The organism is Pseudomonas sp. S2_C11, from assembly GCF_054668395.1.
In genome coordinates, this window is sequence record NZ_CP162765.1 from 371,422 (window position 1) to 386,480 (window position 15,059).

The following is a 15,059-nucleotide window of genomic DNA, read 5'->3' on the forward strand; positions in this document are numbered from 1 at the left end:
ATTCGATGCGTGTAGCGAAAGGTTTGTTGGGCCTGCTGATGGCCATGCCATTGCTGGTCTCGGCCGAGGAAATCGGTCAGGTGTCGACGGTGTTCAAGTTTGTCGGGCCGAATGACCGGATCGTGGTCGAGGCCTTCGACGATCCGAAAGTCGAGGGCGTGACCTGCTACCTGTCTCGCGCCAAGACCGGCGGAGTGAAGGGTGGTCTGGGTCTGGCAGAGGATCGCGCCGAAGCCTCGATTGCCTGTCGTCAGGTCGGGCCGATCAAGTTCAAGGGTGAGTTGAAGGACGGCGACGAGGTGTTCAAGGAGCGCACCTCGCTGGTGTTCAAGACCATGCAGGTGGTGCGTTTCCTCGACAAGAAGCGCAACACGCTGGTGTATCTGGTCTACAGCGATCGCTTGATCGAGGGTAGTCCGCAGAATGCGGTCACGGCCATCCCGATCCTGCCGTGGGTGCCGGTCCAGCAATAAGCGCCACCAATCCGAACTGTGGGGGCGAGCCTGCTCGCGAAGAGGTCATGTCGGTCGATAGAAATATCAACTGGCAGATCGCATTCGCAAGCGGGCTCGCTCCCACAGTTTTTTTGCCTGTAGCTTGTTAAATCACAGGCAATAAAAAACCGACCCTGAGGTCGGTTTTTTAATGACTACGTCGATTAAGCGGCTTCTTTCAGCGCTTTGACGTGGCCATTCAGACGGCTCTTATGACGAGCAGCCTTGTTCTTGTGGATGATGCCTTTATCGGCCATACGGTCGATAACTGGCACAGCCAGAACGTATGCAGCTTGAGCTTTTTCAGCGTCTTTTGCGTCGATGGCCTTAACTACATTCTTGATGTAGGTACGAACCATGGAACGCAGGCTGGCGTTGTGGCTGCGACGCTTCTCAGCCTGTTTTGCACGTTTTTTGGCGGAAGGTGAGTTGGCCACCGTCGAGCTCCTCGAAAGACTTTTTAGGAAATAGCAAACAAAATAGGCCGCGAATCATGCCGATGAAGACTTGTCTTGTCAAGGGCACTTGAATCGTTCCGCTAAGTGGTAGGTATAAAGAGGCGGGATATTTATTTCCGGCGCTTGACCTGTAAACTCGCGAGCTTTGGCTCTGTGCTGTTGCGGCGCGGAGTATCGCACAAGTAGGCGCATTGTTCGCCTGCTGTTTATCGACAGGCACAAACTCTCTCAATGAATCTGCTCAAATCGTTGGCCGCCGTCAGCTCTATCACGATGCTTTCCCGGATTCTGGGTTTCGTTCGTGACACGCTGATCGCGCGGACATTCGGCGCCGGGATGGCCACGGATGCCTTCTTTATTGCGTTCAAACTGCCCAACCTGCTGCGGCGGATCTTTGCCGAAGGGGCTTTCTCCCAAGCGTTCGTGCCGATCCTGGCCGAATATAAAAGCCAGCAGGGCGAAGAGGCGACGCGCACCTTCATTGCCTATGTATCGGGCCTGTTGACGCTGGTGTTGGCGGTTGTGACTGCACTGGGCATGATCGCCGCCCCTTGGGTGATCTGGGCCACGGCGCCCGGTTTTACCGATACCCCGGAAAAATTCCAGCTCACCTCCGATCTGTTGCGGGTGACCTTTCCTTATATATTGCTGATCTCGCTGTCGTCGCTGGCCGGCGCGATCCTCAACACCTGGAACCGCTTCTCGGTGCCGGCCTTCGTACCGACTCTGCTCAACGTCAGCATGATCGTGTTTTCGCTGTTCCTCACGCCGTATTTCGATCCGCCGGTCATGGCACTCGGGTGGGCGGTGTTGGTCGGCGGTCTGGCGCAGTTGCTGTATCAGCTGCCGCACCTGAAAAAGATCGGCATGCTGGTGCTACCACGCCTGAACCTGCGCGACAGCGGCGTTTGGCGGGTGATGAAGCAGATGCTGCCGGCGATTCTCGGCGTGTCGGTGAGTCAGATTTCATTGATCATCAACACCATCTTCGCCTCGTTTCTGGTCGCAGGTTCAGTGTCGTGGATGTATTACGCCGACCGTTTGATGGAATTGCCGTCGGGCGTATTGGGCGTGGCGCTCGGCACGATTCTGCTGCCGACACTGGCCAAGACCTACGCCAGCAAGGATCGCCACGAATACTCGCGCATCCTCGATTGGGGGCTGCGCCTGTGCTTTGTGCTGGTGCTGCCGTGCGCGCTGGCACTGGGGATTCTTGCCGAGCCGCTGACTGTTTCGCTGTTCCAGTACGGTCAGTTCAGTGGCTTTGATGCCGAGATGACCCAGCGTGCACTGATTGCCTATTCGGTCGGCCTGCTCGGGATTATCGTGATCAAAGTGCTGGCGCCGGGCTTTTATGCGCAACAGAACATTCGCACCCCGGTGAAAATCGCAATTTTCACGCTGGTCTGCACGCAGTTGTTCAACCTGGCGCTGATCGGGCCGCTGGCCCACGCCGGCCTTGCCTTGGCGATCAGTGCCGGTGCTTGCCTGAACGCCGGGCTGCTGTTCTACCAACTGCGCAAGCAAAAGATGTATCAACCGCAACCGGGCTGGGGCAAATTCGGCTTCAAGCTGGTCGTTGCGGTGACCGTGATGTCGGCGGTCTTGCTGGCCGGCATGCATTTCATGCCCGCCTGGGATGAGGGCCATATGCTTGAGCGCTTCTTGCGCCTGGGCGCGCTGGTGGTTGCTGGCGTGGTGGCGTATTTCGGTATGTTGTTGCTGTTGGGTTTCCGCCTGCGCGACTTCAATCGCAAGGCCTTGAGCTGAGGTTTCAGCCTTCATGAGCAGGCATGGGCCGGCGGTTTTGTCGGCTCGTTCACTTTGCGTTACGGTGTTGCCTGTCGTCGGCCGTCGGGTGTGGTTATAATCGACCACTTTATGAGCAAGAAGCGCGTTATGCAGCTGGTTCGAGGCCTCCACAACTTGCGCCCCCAGCATCGGGGCTGCGTCGCCACTATTGGCAACTTTGACGGTGTTCACCGTGGTCACCAGGCTATCCTGGCGCGGCTGCGTGAGCGTGCGCTCGAGTTGGGCGTACCCAGCTGCGTGGTGATTTTCGAGCCGCAGCCACGGGAGTTCTTTGCCCCCGACACCGCACCGGCACGTCTGGCGCGGTTGCGCGACAAGCTGCAATTGCTGGCCGCGGAAGGCGTCGACCGGGTGTTGTGCCTGGCTTTCAACCAGCGGCTGAGCAAGCTCAGCGCCAGTGAGTTCGTCGATACCATTCTGGTCGATGGCCTTGGCGTGCAGCATCTGGAGGTCGGTGATGATTTCCGTTTCGGTTGCGACCGCCTCGGCGATTTCGATTTTCTGATGCAGGCCGGGCAGGTTCACGGTTTCACCGTCGAAGCGGCGCAAACCGTCGAGCTGGACGGCATTCGCGTCAGCAGCACGCAGGTGCGCAACGCCTTGGCTGCGGCCGATTTTGCCTTGGCCGAACGCTTGCTCGGCCGTCCGTACCGCATCGCCGGTCGCGTGCTGCATGGCCAGAAACTGGCCCGGCAACTGGGCACGCCCACTGCCAACATTCAACTCAAGCGTCGTCGCGTGCCGTTCACCGGGGTCTATCTGGTGAATGTCGACATCGACGGCAAGACCTGGCCCGGCGTCGCCAATATCGGCGTGCGCCCCACGGTGCAAGGAGATGGCAAAGCCCACCTCGAGGTCCATCTGTTAGATTTTGCCGGCGATCTGTATGACCGGCGTTTGACGGTGGTTTTCCACCAAAAGCTGCGTGAAGAGCAGCGCTTCGCCTCTCTGGAGGCATTGAAAACGGCGATCAATGCGGATGTCGCCACCGCCCGTGCACTAGCCGCACCTAGCGCCCATCGCTAATGAAGAGCCTTAAATGACCGACTATAAAGCCACGCTAAACCTTCCGGACACCGCCTTCCCAATGAAGGCCGGCCTGCCACAGCGCGAACCGCAGATCCTGCAGCGCTGGGACAGTATTGGCCTGTACGGAAAGTTGCGCGAGATTGGCAAGGATCGTCCGAAGTTCGTCCTGCACGACGGCCCTCCGTACGCCAACGGCACGATCCACATCGGTCACGCACTGAACAAGATTCTCAAGGACATGATCATCCGCTCGAAAACCCTGTCGGGTTTCGACGCGCCGTATGTCCCGGGCTGGGATTGCCACGGCTTGCCGATCGAGCACAAGGTGGAAGTGACCCACGGCAAGAACCTCGGCGCGGATAAGACCCGCGAGCTGTGCCGCGCCTACGCCACCGAGCAGATCGAAGGGCAGAAGTCCGAGTTCATCCGTCTCGGCGTGCTGGGCGACTTCGCCAATCCGTACAAGACCATGGATTTCAAGAACGAGGCCGGTGAAATCCGCGCCCTCGCCGAAATCGTCAAGGGTGGTTTTGTCTTCAAGGGCCTCAAGCCGGTGAACTGGTGCTTCGATTGCGGTTCGGCTCTGGCTGAAGCGGAAGTCGAGTACGAGAACAAGAAGTCCTCGACCATCGACGTTGCGTTCCCGATCGCCGACGAAGCCAAACTGGCTGCGGCCTTCGGTCTGGCCTCGCTGAGCAAACCTGCTGCGATCGTGATCTGGACCACCACCCCGTGGACCATCCCGGCCAACCAGGCGCTGAACGTGCACCCGGAATTCAACTACGCCCTGGTCGATATCGGCGACAAGCTGCTGGTGCTGGCTGAAGAGCTGGTCGAAGCCTGCCTGGCGCGCTATGGCGTGCAAGGTTCGGTCATCGCCACCACCACCGGTAAAGAGCTGGAGCTGATCAACTTCCGTCACCCGTTCTACGATCGTCTGTCGCCGGTGTACCTGGCTGACTACGTCGAACTGGGCGCAGGCACCGGCGTGGTTCACTCCGCCCCGGCCTATGGCGTGGACGACTTCGTGACCTGCAAGAAATACGGCATGGTCAACGACGACATCCTCAACCCGGTACAGAGCAACGGCGTGTACGTGCCGTCGCTGGAATTCTTCGGCGGCCAGTTCATCTGGAAGGCCAACCCGGCTATCGTCGAAAAACTGACCGAAGTCGGTGCGCTGATGCACACCACCGTCATCGAACACAGCTACATGCACTGCTGGCGCCACAAGACCCCGCTGATCTACCGCGCTACTGCGCAGTGGTTCATCGGCATGGACAAGGAGCCAACCAGCGGCGACACCCTGCGCGTGCGCTCGCTCAAAGCCATCGAAGACACCAAGTTCGTTCCGGCCTGGGGCCAGGCGCGCCTGCACTCGATGATCGCCAATCGTCCGGACTGGTGCATCTCGCGTCAGCGCAACTGGGGCGTGCCGATCCCGTTCTTCCTCAACAAGGAAAGCGGCGAGCTGCATCCACGCACCGTCGAGCTGATGGAAGAAGTCGCCAAACGCGTTGAAGTCGAAGGCATCGAAGCCTGGTTCAAACTCGACGCCGCCGAACTGCTCGGTGATGAAGCGCCGCAATACGACAAGATCAGCGACACCCTCGACGTCTGGTTCGACTCCGGCACCACGCACTGGCACGTCCTGCGCGGTTCGCACCCGATGGGCCACGAGAGCGGCCCGCGTGCCGACCTGTACCTGGAAGGTTCCGACCAGCACCGTGGCTGGTTCCACTCGTCGTTGCTGACCGGTTGCGCCATCGACAACCACGCACCGTATCGCGAACTGCTGACGCATGGCTTCACCGTCGACGAGTCCGGCCGCAAGATGTCCAAGTCGCTGAAAAACGTGATTGAGCCGAAGAAGATCAACGATACGCTGGGCGCCGACATCATGCGTCTTTGGGTCGCGTCGACCGACTACTCTGGCGAAATCGCTGTGTCGGATCAGATCCTGACCCGCAGCGCCGATGCCTATCGTCGTATCCGTAACACCGCGCGCTTCCTGCTTTCCAACCTGACCGGTTTCAACCCGGCCACCGACCTGCTGCCGGCCGAAGACATGCTGGCGCTGGATCGCTGGGCGGTGGATCGTACGCTGTTGCTGCAACGCGAGTTGCAAGAGCACTACGGCGAATACCGTTTCTGGAACGTGTACTCGAAGATCCACAACTTCTGCGTGCAGGAGCTGGGCGGTTTCTACCTCGACATCATCAAGGACCGCCAGTACACCACCGGTGCCGACAGCAAGGCCCGTCGCTCGTGCCAGACCGCGCTGTTCCACATCTCTGAAGCGCTGGTGCGCTGGATCGCGCCGATCCTCGCCTTCACTGCTGACGAGCTGTGGCAATACCTGCCGGGCGAGCGTAACGAGTCGGTCATGCTCAACACCTGGTACGAAGGCCTGACCGAGCTGCCGGAAGGCTTCGAGCTGGGTCGCGCCTACTGGGATCGCATCATGGAAGTGAAAGTCGCGGTCAACAAAGAGATGGAAATCCAGCGTGCGGCGAAAGCCGTCGGTGGCAACCTGCAGGCCGAAGTGACGCTGTTTGCCGAAGAGGCGCTGAGCGCCGACCTGGCCAAGCTGAGCAACGAGCTGCGCTTTGTCCTGATCACCTCGACTGCCAGCGTCGCGCCATTCGTTCAGGCTCCGGCCGATGCAGTGGCCACCGAAGTCAGCGGTCTGAAACTGAAGATCGTCAAATCGGCGTTCCCGAAATGCGCGCGGTGCTGGCATTGCCGCGAAGACGTCGGCGTGAACCCGGAGCATCCGGAAATCTGCGGTCGTTGCGTCGACAACATCAGCGGTGCTGGCGAGGTTCGTCACTATGCCTGATGCCATTGGCCGTTTCGGACGGCTGAGCTGGCTGTGGTTGAGCCTGCTGGTCCTGGTCATTGACCAGGCCAGCAAGTTCTACTTCGAAGCCAGGCTCGAAATGTTCCAGCAGATCGTGATCATTCCCGATCTGTTCAGCTGGACGCTGGCCTACAACACTGGCGCTGCTTTCAGCTTCCTCGCCGACAGCTCCGGCTGGCAGCGCTGGCTGTTTGCGCTGATCGCCATTGTCGTCAGTGCGGTACTGGTGGTCTGGCTCAAGCGCCTGGGCCGCAACGACACCTGGCTGGCCGTCGCCCTGGCACTGGTGCTGGGTGGCGCGCTGGGCAACCTGTATGACCGCATTGCCCTGGGCCATGTGATCGACTTCATTCTGGTGCACTGGCAGAACCGCTGGTATTTCCCGGCGTTCAACATTGCCGACAGCGCGATCACCGTTGGCGCGATCATGCTGGCACTGGACATGTTCAAATCGAAGAAAACCGAAGAGGCTGCTCATGACTGAACCGCAATCGACTGAGCAACGCATCGGCCAGAACACCGAAGTCACCCTGCACTTTGCCTTGCGCCTGGAAAACGGTGACACCGTCGACAGTACCTTCGACAAGGCCCCGGCGACCTTCAAGGTCGGCGATGGCAACCTGCTGCCGGGTTTCGAAGCCGCACTGTTTGGCTTCAAGGCCGGCGACAGGCGCACAGTGACCGTTGAGCCGGAAAACGCTTTCGGACAGCCAAACCCGCAGAACGTGCAGACCATCCCGCGTTCGCAGTTCAACGACATGGAGTTGTCACCGGGTCTGCTGGTGATCTTCAACGATGCGGCCAATACTGAATTGCCAGGAGTGGTGAAGGAATTCGATGACACGCAAGTGACCGTCGACTTCAACCACCCGCTGGCGGGCAAGACGCTGACCTTTGACGTGGAAATCATTTCCGTCAAAGCAATCTAAAAATGCAGGAGTGAGCTTCTGTGGCGAGGGGATTCATCCCCGCTGGGGTGCGAAGCGCCCCCAGACCAGTCAACGGATTCTGAGATAAGTCCGTTGAAGGTCTGCGACTGCTACGCAGCCGAGCGGGGATGATTCCCCTCGCCACAACAAGCAGGTCTCCACAGTCTGTTTTCCATTGTTTTCGCGCGCAAGACACGAGGCACAGCATGCAAATCAAACTCGCCAACCCCCGTGGCTTCTGCGCCGGTGTGGACCGGGCGATCGAAATCGTCAACCGCGCCCTGGAAGTCTTCGGGCCGCCGATCTATGTGCGTCATGAAGTGGTGCACAACAAGTTCGTCGTCGAAGACCTGCGCAGCCGTGGCGCGATTTTCGTCGAAGAGCTCGATCAGGTGCCCGATGACGTGATCGTCATCTTCAGCGCCCACGGTGTTTCCCAAGCCGTGCGCAACGAAGCTGCAGGTCGTGGCCTGAAAGTCTTCGATGCAACCTGCCCGCTGGTGACCAAGGTGCACATCGAGGTCGCCAAATACAGCCGCGACGGTCGCGAGTGCATCCTGATCGGCCACGCCGGTCACCCGGAAGTCGAAGGCACCATGGGCCAGTACGATGCCAGCAACGGCGGCGCGATCTACCTCGTCGAAGACGAAAAGGACGTGGCCGCATTGCAGGTACGCGATCCGGAAAGACTCGCCTTCGTCACCCAGACAACCTTGTCGATGGACGACACCAGTCGCGTTATCGATGCCCTGCGCACGCGCTTCCCGGCCATCGGTGGTCCGCGCAAGGACGACATCTGCTACGCCACACAAAACCGTCAGGACGCCGTCAAGCAACTGGCCGACGAGTGCGACGTGGTGCTAGTGGTCGGCAGCCCGAACAGTTCCAACTCCAACCGTCTGCGCGAATTGGCTGAGCGCATGGCGACTCCGGCGTACCTGATCGACGGTGCCGAGGATCTGCAACAGAGCTGGTTCGACGGCGTCGAGCGCATTGGTATTACCGCTGGCGCCTCGGCACCGGAAGTGCTGGTCCGGGGCGTGATCCAGCAATTGCAGGCCTGGGGCGCGACCGGTGCCGATGAGCTGGCTGGCCGTGAGGAGAACATCACGTTCTCGATGCCGAAAGAGCTGCGCGTCCGTTCGATCTGACGCTTCTGCTTTTGTCGCACAGCGCCTGTTCGGTCTCCTGACTGCTCAGGCGCACGCGACCGGTCGCCGCCAGCACGATCTGCCGCTGGCTGACCGGCTCGCGCGGCGAGCAGATGTGTATCGTCCCCGCCTGAAATCGCCGCCCCGGCATCAGTGGCTGCCCCAGATGACTGAAGCGCACATAGCGGCTCACCCACCAGTTGCCGACAATCGGCACTTTCGCCTCACTGGCGCGTTCAACCAGCAGCGGATTGCTGCTGTCCTCCGGCCCCTTGCCGCTTCTATCCAGAATGATCCGCCAACCCTGACTCCAGTCACTCCCGATGCCATGGATCACCACGCTCTGATTGTGCGTGATGGCCAGTGTGCGAGCGTGGCGGATGCCTTCGAGCAGCGACTGCGCTGCGTGGTCGCGCTGATTCGCTTGCTTGAGCGCGGCGAACGCCGGGCTGACCAGCAGCAGAACAATTGCGCCAATCGCCAGTCCCATAAGCAGTTCAATCAGGCTGAAACCGTGTTGCGGCATGAAAAATCCCTCCGTGGAATGGTATGAGCAGCGCAATCCGTGCGCCGCGCAGGGCAAATCAGTCGGCGCGTGCCGAGCGAATGTTCTAGCGTGTAAAAGCAGGTATAGCCGACGGCAACGGAGGGCACCGATGGATCTTCGTACAAAAGGTTTCACGCTGGTCGAGTTGCTGGTCGCCATTGCGGTGTTCCTGATACTGATCACGCTGGCGGTGCCGGCCTTTACCCGTACGATCCAGAGCAGCAAGGCGGATACCGAAGTCGGCGACTTGCAGCGGGCAATCAATTTCGCTCGCCTCGAGGCAATCAATCGCGGCGTGACCACGCGTCTGCGTCCGACCGCTGGCGGCAGTGTCTGGACCGGTGAACTGGCGGTCTACGACAGTACTGGCAATCCGGCCAATGTGTTGCGGGTTGTTCCAGCAATGAGCAGTGGCGCGACTCTGACGCTACCCTCAGGAGTGACCGCACTGGATTTCAACAACCTCGGCGGTCTGGCGGCACCGTCGACGGCGGTGGTCATCGGTTACACGCTGGGCACGCAAAGCAGGACGCTGAACGTGTGTTTGAACGGACGCACTCAACTGGGTGGAAATTGCGGATGAGGGCAGGGAGCAAAAACGCACAGGAGGGCATGACGCTGATCGAAGTGCTGGTCGCGTTGCTGATTCTGACCGTCGGGCTGTTGGGCGCAGCGGCGGTGCAGCTCAATGCGCTGAAGTACACCGACAGTTCGCGGATGACCAGTCAGGCCAGTTTCATCGCCTATGACATGATGGATCGCATCCGCGCCAATTCCGGCGCCAACTACACCGTCACGCCACCGACCTCGGGCAATCTCAGTAATGCGCGGGACCAGGATCTCTACGATTTCACCACCAACATCGCCAACTTCGGCGGCCCGACCGCGACGGGCAGCATCACCCTCAACCAGCGGGTCTACACCATCACCATTACCTGGAGCGATGCGCGCGCGGCGAACGCTGCCAGTGCCCAGCGCAGTTTCGTCCTGAGCAGCCGGGCGGCGGTCGATCCGGTGGCCACACCATGAAGCGTGCCAGCCGTGGTTTCGGCCTGATCGAATTGCTGATTGCTCTGGCTTTGGGGCTGATCGTAGTGCTCGGCGTGGTACAGATTTTCATCGCCGCAAAAAACACTTACGTCAGTCAGAACAGCGCCGCAGCGATGCAGGAAGATGCGCGCTTCGTTCTCAGCAAAATGATTCAGGAAATTCGTATGGTCGGCATGTTCGGCTGCCTCGGCACCATCGTCGACTCCAGTTCTGCAGGGGATTTCAACACCGCGCAACTCATCCCGATCAACTGGGATAACGCCAGTCTCAAGCTGACCATGGTCACCGCCGATGTCGGCAGCGGCGGGGGAACGCCGACCTGGACGGTGATTTCCGATTGTCGCAACAGCGCGGTCGCCTACAGCGGATTGCGCAGCCCGACCACGGGGCAGATCGCGTTCCCGATCCGGCGCCTGATCTACAGCTTCAGCAATAACCAGATCCTCATGGGCACTGGCAGCGGCAATCCGGCGCAGCAAGTGCTGGTGAACAACGTCAGCGCCTTCAACGTCACATTCGGTCTGGCCAGCTCCGCGACCGACGTCGCAGCTTCAACGTACAGCAGCAACCCCGGCGATCCGGCGCGCATCCGCAGCGTGCGCCTGAGCCTGACCCTCACCGACCCGAACAATCGGGTGCGCAATCAAACCTTCAACGTGGTTGCGGCATTGCGCAACCGCTTGCCATGAGGGGGCGGCGATGAGGATTTCCTTGCAACAACGTCAGGCCCAGCGCGGCATGGTCCTGTTGGTGAGCCTGGTGTTTCTGCTGTTGCTCACATTGATCGGTTTGTCCTCGATGCAGAGCGCCAACCTGCAAGAGAAAATGGCCGGCAGCGTAAGCCTGCGCAATCAATCGTTTCAGGCTGCGGAAGCGGCGTTGCGTATCGGCGAAAGTGCGGTGCAGCTGGACAGTTACTCGTTGGCGGTGTGCAGCGGCACGACCCAATGTCTGCCGCCGGCGGAGTCGTCAGTGGTCAGCTCGGCCGGCTTCAATTCGACCTCCGGGGTGACCTGGATCGCCGCCGGTAATGGCTTTTATGGCGTGCAGAACATCGGCACGACCCTGACGGCGGTGAACGTACCAAGTAACACTTCGGCGACGTTGTATCGAGTCACTGCGGTCGGCATCGCCGGCAATTCGCGTAGCGTGGTGGAGAGTGTCTATGCGAAGTATTGAGCGCGGCCTGTCGCTGCTGATCGGCATGCTGCTGAGTTGCTACCTGGCGGCACCGGCCTGGGCTTTCACGCCTTCCGATTCGCCATTGCTGAGCGCGGCTGCGGTGGCGCCAAACGTGATGCTGCTGATCGACGACTCCGGCAGTATGAACAGCATCATCTACGCCGCCGGATTCGACCCGAACGTCAACCGCACTCCCGCCCGGCAGTGCAATGCCTTCCTCGGCTTGTGCTCTGCACTCAACGCGCCGCAGATTACCGGCGACACGGTGTTTCTATCGAGCCTGCCGACTTCCGGGTGCTCGGGAGGCGCCTATGCGTTCTACAACAACAGCGTGGCGCCGTTGTGCCTCAAGCTCCCAGACCCGGTAGGCAACGAGAACACTCGGTATTCCGCCGATTACATTTCCTACATAGTCAGCCTCGCCAACAGCACCGGCACCCGCGACTTCACTACGGGGGCGATTCCCAACGATTACCGGATGAACGTGGCGCGCAACGTTTCCACCGCACTGGTGAGCAGCAACCGCACTTTGCGCATGGGCCTGTCGACATTCAATCCGGCGACCAGCAGCAACCCGGGCAACGGCGGTTTCATCGCTCGCTCAATCACCGATTTGTCACCCGTCGCGGGCAGCGTCACCCAGGCCCAGGCAGACACCAACTACAACGCGCTGATCTCATCGATCAACGGCTTGAACGCCGTGGCCAACACGCCATTGGCCGAGAGCTATTACGAAGTCACGCGCTACATGCGTGGGTTGGCGCCTTACTACAACGGCACGCCGGCGAGCTATACCAGTCCGATTCAATACCGCTGCCAGAAAAACTACGGCGTGGTGATTACCGATGGCTTGCCAACCTATGACCGTACCTTCCCGACCAACGATCCGCTGGGAGGCAGCCGGCTACCGAACTGGGATGGCGTGAATAACGATGGCGACAACCTCAACGGTGACGGTGAAGGCGACACGCTTTATCTGGATGACATCGCCAAATTCGCCTTCGACATCGACATGCGTTCGACCGGTACTGACGCAGCAGGCAAGAGCTGGAACGCGGTGGATTTTCCCAGGCAGAACATGAACACCTACACCGTGGGTTTCGCGGCGGATAACGACATGTTGTCCGACGCCGCCAGTTATGGGCAGGGCAGGTATTACCAGGCGACCGACAGCTCCGGGCTCAATGCGGCGTTATCGTCGGCATTGAGCGATATCACTTCCAAGGCCGGCTCCGGTGGTGCCGGTGTTGCCAGCAGCAGTACGTTGACCAGTGGCAGCAGTTTTTACCAGACAACCTACGATCCCAAGGATTGGCGCGGCACGATCAGGTCGTTCGGCTTTACCTCGACCGGCACGGTAAATACCTCGGCGGCGCAATGGTCGACCGACACCACCATCGTGCCCTCTGCCACAGCGCCGAATTTCCAGTCATGGAACACCTTGAGCAACACGCCCATTGCCCTGGCACTCCTCAACTTTTCCCCGGCGCAGCAGACTACGCTAAATCAGGGGTTGCCCGCCGGAATCAACGGCAATGATCTGGTGGAGTGGAGCAAGGGGACCAACAAGGCCGGGCTCAAAGTGCGCACTGCGCTGTTGGGCGACATCATTAATTCGCCGCTGGTGCTCGCGTCGCCTTCGGACAAGACCGCATCCGATCTGACGGGTGACAGCAGTTACACCAACTACCTGACCACCAAGGCTGCGAACATGAATGCCAGTCTGGTGGTGAACGCCAACGACGGTTTCGTCAACGTGATCAATTCGGCGAACGGCACCCGCCGTTATGCCTACATGCCCTCCAGCGTGCTGCCTTCGTTGCGGCTGATTGCGGATACCAATTACGTCAACGGCGTCAGCCACAAGTTTCTCGTGGACGGTCAGGTCGGCGTGTTCGATGCGCAGGCCGGCACCACCTGGAGAACGCTGGCCATTGGCGGAACGGGGGCCGGTGGTAAAACCTTCTACGGACTGCAACTGTTCGATGCCTCGGCAGGCAACGTGATCAAGGCACTGTGGGAAGTCAGTGCGCCGGCCACGGCCAACACGGCGAATGCGTTCAATGATCTGGGTTACGCCTATGCCAGGCCGGAAGTGGCACGCTTGGCCAATGGTCGCTGGGCGACATTCATCGCCAATGGTTACGGCAGCAATTCGGGGGTTGCAGCGTTGTATGTGCTGGATGCGCTGGATGGTTCGCTGATCAGGAAAATCGTCATCGACAGCACGGAAACCGGCAACGGTCTGTCTTCGGTAAAACTCAGGGTCAATTCCTCGAACGTAGTGCAGGCTGCCTACGCTGGTGACCTGAAGGGGCGTATGTGGAAATTCGACTTGAGCGCACCCGGGGCAGAAAGCTGGGGCGTGGCGTTTGCCGGCAAGCCATTGTTCACCGCCCCGGGCGGGGCAACGCAGCCGATCACCGCGCAACCGCTGCTGGCGGATAATCCGCAGGGCGGCAAGCAGGTGTTCTTTGGCACCGGCAAGTTCAACGAGACTGCCGACAAGACCAACAAGGATCTGCAGGCGTTCTATTCGATCTGGGATGCAGAGGGTGGGGCCGGCCAAATCACCGTTAGCAGTTTGCAGGCACAGGCGATTACCGGCTCGTTCTCCGGCAGTTCCGGGCAGTTTCTGACCACCAGCCAGAATGAAACGACGTATCCGGCAGAGAAAGGCTGGTATCTGCCGCTGGTGTACAACAACGTGCTGACCGGCGAGCGCGTGATCAATCAGGCCAGTATTGTGTTGGGACGAGTTGTTTTCACCACTGCCAGCGTCGATACCACCGACCCTTGTTCGAGTTTTGGTACGGGCCGACTGGTCGAACTCGATGCGTTCAACGGTAAGATGCTCAACTACGCCGTGATCGACACCACCGGTGACCGTTTGGTCGACAGCAACGATACGATATCCAGTGGCGTGATTTTTACCGGCGGCATTCCGACCCTGAACTTCATCTCGGCTAACGGCGAGCGCAAGGGCACGACTGACACCAGCGGCGCGGTCACGGTCATTGTGGAAAAAGGTGGCGGCGGCAGCCGTCGTATCATGTGGCGACAAATCCAGTAAGCGAGAATTTGAGGCATGCGCAGATCCAGCCGAGGTTTTACCCTGATCGAGATCATGATCGTCACCGCGATTATCGGGATCATCCTCACCATCAGCATTCCCAGCTACAACGAATACGTGAAGAAGGGCCGTCGCGCCGAAGTGGTCTCGCTGCTCTCGGAGCAGGCGCAGACCCTCGAACGCTTCTACACCCGCAACAATGTCTACACCGGCGTCACCGGGCTGAGCCCGGGCAATGATTTCTACACCATCACCCCGACGCTGACCGACCAGACCTTTGTGCTGACCGCGGTGCGTAAAACCGGCTCGGCCATGGCCACCGACAAATGCGGGGATTTCACTCTGACCAACACCGGCGTGCGAAGCATGAACAACGCGACTACCGGTGTGACCGCCAAGGATTGCTGGGGCCGCTGACGCATTCTTTTTCGGGCGCCTTTTGCGCCCACTGTCTTTTTTACGGTTGGATCA

The 15,059-nt window shown here is 59.9% G+C and carries 15 protein-coding genes; 13 read left to right on the forward strand and 2 right to left on the reverse strand.

The annotated features are described in order from the left end of the window. Positions 1-5 precede the first annotated feature (5 nt). On the forward strand, positions 6-473 hold the full coding sequence (locus AB4N48_RS01765) for a CreA family protein (protein ID WP_041477794.1): 468 nt from the start codon (positions 6-8) through the stop codon (positions 471-473). A 185-nt stretch (positions 474-658) separates the two neighbouring features. Here AB4N48_RS01765 and rpsT read toward each other — a convergent pair whose 3' ends face one another. Next, positions 659-931 (reverse strand): 30S ribosomal protein S20, encoded by a 273-nt coding sequence (rpsT, locus tag AB4N48_RS01770; protein ID WP_003228351.1) that lies wholly within the window; start codon positions 929-931, stop codon positions 659-661. A 252-nt stretch (positions 932-1,183) separates the two neighbouring features. Here rpsT and murJ point away from each other — a divergent pair, with 252 nt between their 5' ends. From murJ to ispH, 6 genes are all read left to right on the forward strand, one after another. Next, on the forward strand, positions 1,184-2,722 hold the full coding sequence (gene murJ / locus AB4N48_RS01775; protein ID WP_016773124.1) for a murein biosynthesis integral membrane protein MurJ: 1,539 nt from the start codon (positions 1,184-1,186) through the stop codon (positions 2,720-2,722). Between the two features lie 129 nt (positions 2,723-2,851). Next, entirely contained in the window at positions 2,852-3,790 is a 939-nt protein-coding gene (ribF, locus tag AB4N48_RS01780; protein WP_016773125.1) for a bifunctional riboflavin kinase/FAD synthetase, read from the forward strand. A 13-nt stretch (positions 3,791-3,803) separates the two neighbouring features. Beyond that, the gene (gene ileS / locus AB4N48_RS01785; protein ID WP_122693089.1) at positions 3,804-6,635 is read left to right on the forward strand and encodes an isoleucine--tRNA ligase; all 2,832 of its coding nucleotides are present in this window, start codon (positions 3,804-3,806) and stop codon (positions 6,633-6,635) included. Continuing rightward, a complete protein-coding gene (lspA, locus tag AB4N48_RS01790; RefSeq protein ID WP_252884854.1) occupies positions 6,628-7,140 on the forward strand; it encodes a signal peptidase II in 513 nt (170 codons plus the stop codon). Before ileS ends, lspA begins: the two co-directional genes overlap by 8 nt. Further along, the gene (gene fkpB, locus AB4N48_RS01795; protein ID WP_056790492.1) at positions 7,133-7,585 is read left to right on the forward strand and encodes an FKBP-type peptidyl-prolyl cis-trans isomerase; all 453 of its coding nucleotides are present in this window, start codon (positions 7,133-7,135) and stop codon (positions 7,583-7,585) included. Before lspA ends, fkpB begins: the two co-directional genes overlap by 8 nt. A gap of 206 nt (positions 7,586-7,791) precedes the next feature. After that, on the forward strand, positions 7,792-8,736 hold the full coding sequence (ispH, locus tag AB4N48_RS01800) for a 4-hydroxy-3-methylbut-2-enyl diphosphate reductase (RefSeq protein WP_016773129.1): 945 nt from the start codon (positions 7,792-7,794) through the stop codon (positions 8,734-8,736). Here ispH and AB4N48_RS01805 read toward each other — a convergent pair. Next, positions 8,693-9,262 carry a GspH/FimT family pseudopilin gene (locus AB4N48_RS01805; protein ID WP_252876923.1) on the reverse strand — a complete coding sequence of 190 codons (570 nt, stop codon included), beginning with the start codon at positions 9,260-9,262 and terminating at the stop codon, positions 8,693-8,695. The genes ispH and AB4N48_RS01805 overlap by 44 nt on opposite strands. Before the next feature lie 130 nt (positions 9,263-9,392). Here AB4N48_RS01805 and AB4N48_RS01810 point away from each other — a divergent pair, with 130 nt between their 5' ends. The 6 genes from AB4N48_RS01810 to AB4N48_RS01835 are packed head-to-tail and all read left to right on the forward strand — an operon-like array spanning position 9,393 to position 15,005. After that, on the forward strand, positions 9,393-9,866 hold the full coding sequence (locus AB4N48_RS01810) for a GspH/FimT family pseudopilin (protein ID WP_460094705.1): 474 nt from the start codon (positions 9,393-9,395) through the stop codon (positions 9,864-9,866). Next, positions 9,863-10,312: a type IV pilus modification protein PilV gene (gene pilV / locus AB4N48_RS01815; RefSeq protein ID WP_071173641.1), complete on the forward strand. Its 450-nt coding sequence runs from the start codon at positions 9,863-9,865 to the stop codon at positions 10,310-10,312. The genes AB4N48_RS01810 and pilV overlap by 4 nt, the downstream gene beginning before the upstream one ends. Beyond that, complete coding sequence (locus tag AB4N48_RS01820; RefSeq protein ID WP_281120872.1) at positions 10,309-11,022, forward strand: PilW family protein; 714 nt, start codon at positions 10,309-10,311, stop codon at positions 11,020-11,022. Before pilV ends, AB4N48_RS01820 begins: the two co-directional genes overlap by 4 nt. 10 nt (positions 11,023-11,032) lie before the next feature. Then, positions 11,033-11,512 (forward strand): pilus assembly PilX family protein, encoded by a 480-nt coding sequence (locus tag AB4N48_RS01825; protein WP_095181844.1) that lies wholly within the window; start codon positions 11,033-11,035, stop codon positions 11,510-11,512. After that, a complete protein-coding gene (locus tag AB4N48_RS01830; protein WP_460094708.1) occupies positions 11,499-14,588 on the forward strand; it encodes a pilus assembly protein in 3,090 nt (1,029 codons plus the stop codon). The genes AB4N48_RS01825 and AB4N48_RS01830 overlap by 14 nt, the downstream gene beginning before the upstream one ends. Positions 14,589-14,603: 15 nt before the next feature. Next, a complete protein-coding gene (locus AB4N48_RS01835; RefSeq protein WP_460094710.1) occupies positions 14,604-15,005 on the forward strand; it encodes a type IV pilin protein in 402 nt (133 codons plus the stop codon). Positions 15,006-15,059: the final 54 nt, after the last annotated feature.

Excerpts from the sequence above, each read along its gene's own strand:
- pilV (WP_071173641.1), top strand. The coding sequence starts at position 9,863 with ATGAGGGCAGGGAGCAAAAACGCACAGGAGGGCATGACGCTGATCGAA.
- AB4N48_RS01820 (WP_281120872.1), top strand. The coding sequence starts at position 10,309 with ATGAAGCGTGCCAGCCGTGGTTTCGGCCTGATCGAATTGCTGATTGCT.
- AB4N48_RS01765 (WP_041477794.1), top strand. The coding sequence starts at position 6 with ATGCGTGTAGCGAAAGGTTTGTTGGGCCTGCTGATGGCCATGCCATTG.
- lspA (WP_252884854.1), top strand. The coding sequence starts at position 6,628 with ATGCCTGATGCCATTGGCCGTTTCGGACGGCTGAGCTGGCTGTGGTTG.
- AB4N48_RS01805 (WP_252876923.1), bottom strand. The coding sequence starts at position 9,262 with ATGCCGCAACACGGTTTCAGCCTGATTGAACTGCTTATGGGACTGGCG.
- ispH (WP_016773129.1), top strand. The coding sequence starts at position 7,792 with ATGCAAATCAAACTCGCCAACCCCCGTGGCTTCTGCGCCGGTGTGGAC.
- ribF (WP_016773125.1), top strand. The coding sequence starts at position 2,852 with ATGCAGCTGGTTCGAGGCCTCCACAACTTGCGCCCCCAGCATCGGGGC.
- AB4N48_RS01825 (WP_095181844.1), top strand. The coding sequence starts at position 11,033 with ATGAGGATTTCCTTGCAACAACGTCAGGCCCAGCGCGGCATGGTCCTG.
- murJ (WP_016773124.1), top strand. The coding sequence starts at position 1,184 with ATGAATCTGCTCAAATCGTTGGCCGCCGTCAGCTCTATCACGATGCTT.
- fkpB (WP_056790492.1), top strand. The coding sequence starts at position 7,133 with ATGACTGAACCGCAATCGACTGAGCAACGCATCGGCCAGAACACCGAA.
- AB4N48_RS01810 (WP_460094705.1), top strand. The coding sequence starts at position 9,393 with ATGGATCTTCGTACAAAAGGTTTCACGCTGGTCGAGTTGCTGGTCGCC.
- AB4N48_RS01835 (WP_460094710.1), top strand. The coding sequence starts at position 14,604 with ATGCGCAGATCCAGCCGAGGTTTTACCCTGATCGAGATCATGATCGTC.
- AB4N48_RS01830 (WP_460094708.1), top strand. The coding sequence starts at position 11,499 with ATGCGAAGTATTGAGCGCGGCCTGTCGCTGCTGATCGGCATGCTGCTG.
- ileS (WP_122693089.1), top strand. The coding sequence starts at position 3,804 with ATGACCGACTATAAAGCCACGCTAAACCTTCCGGACACCGCCTTCCCA.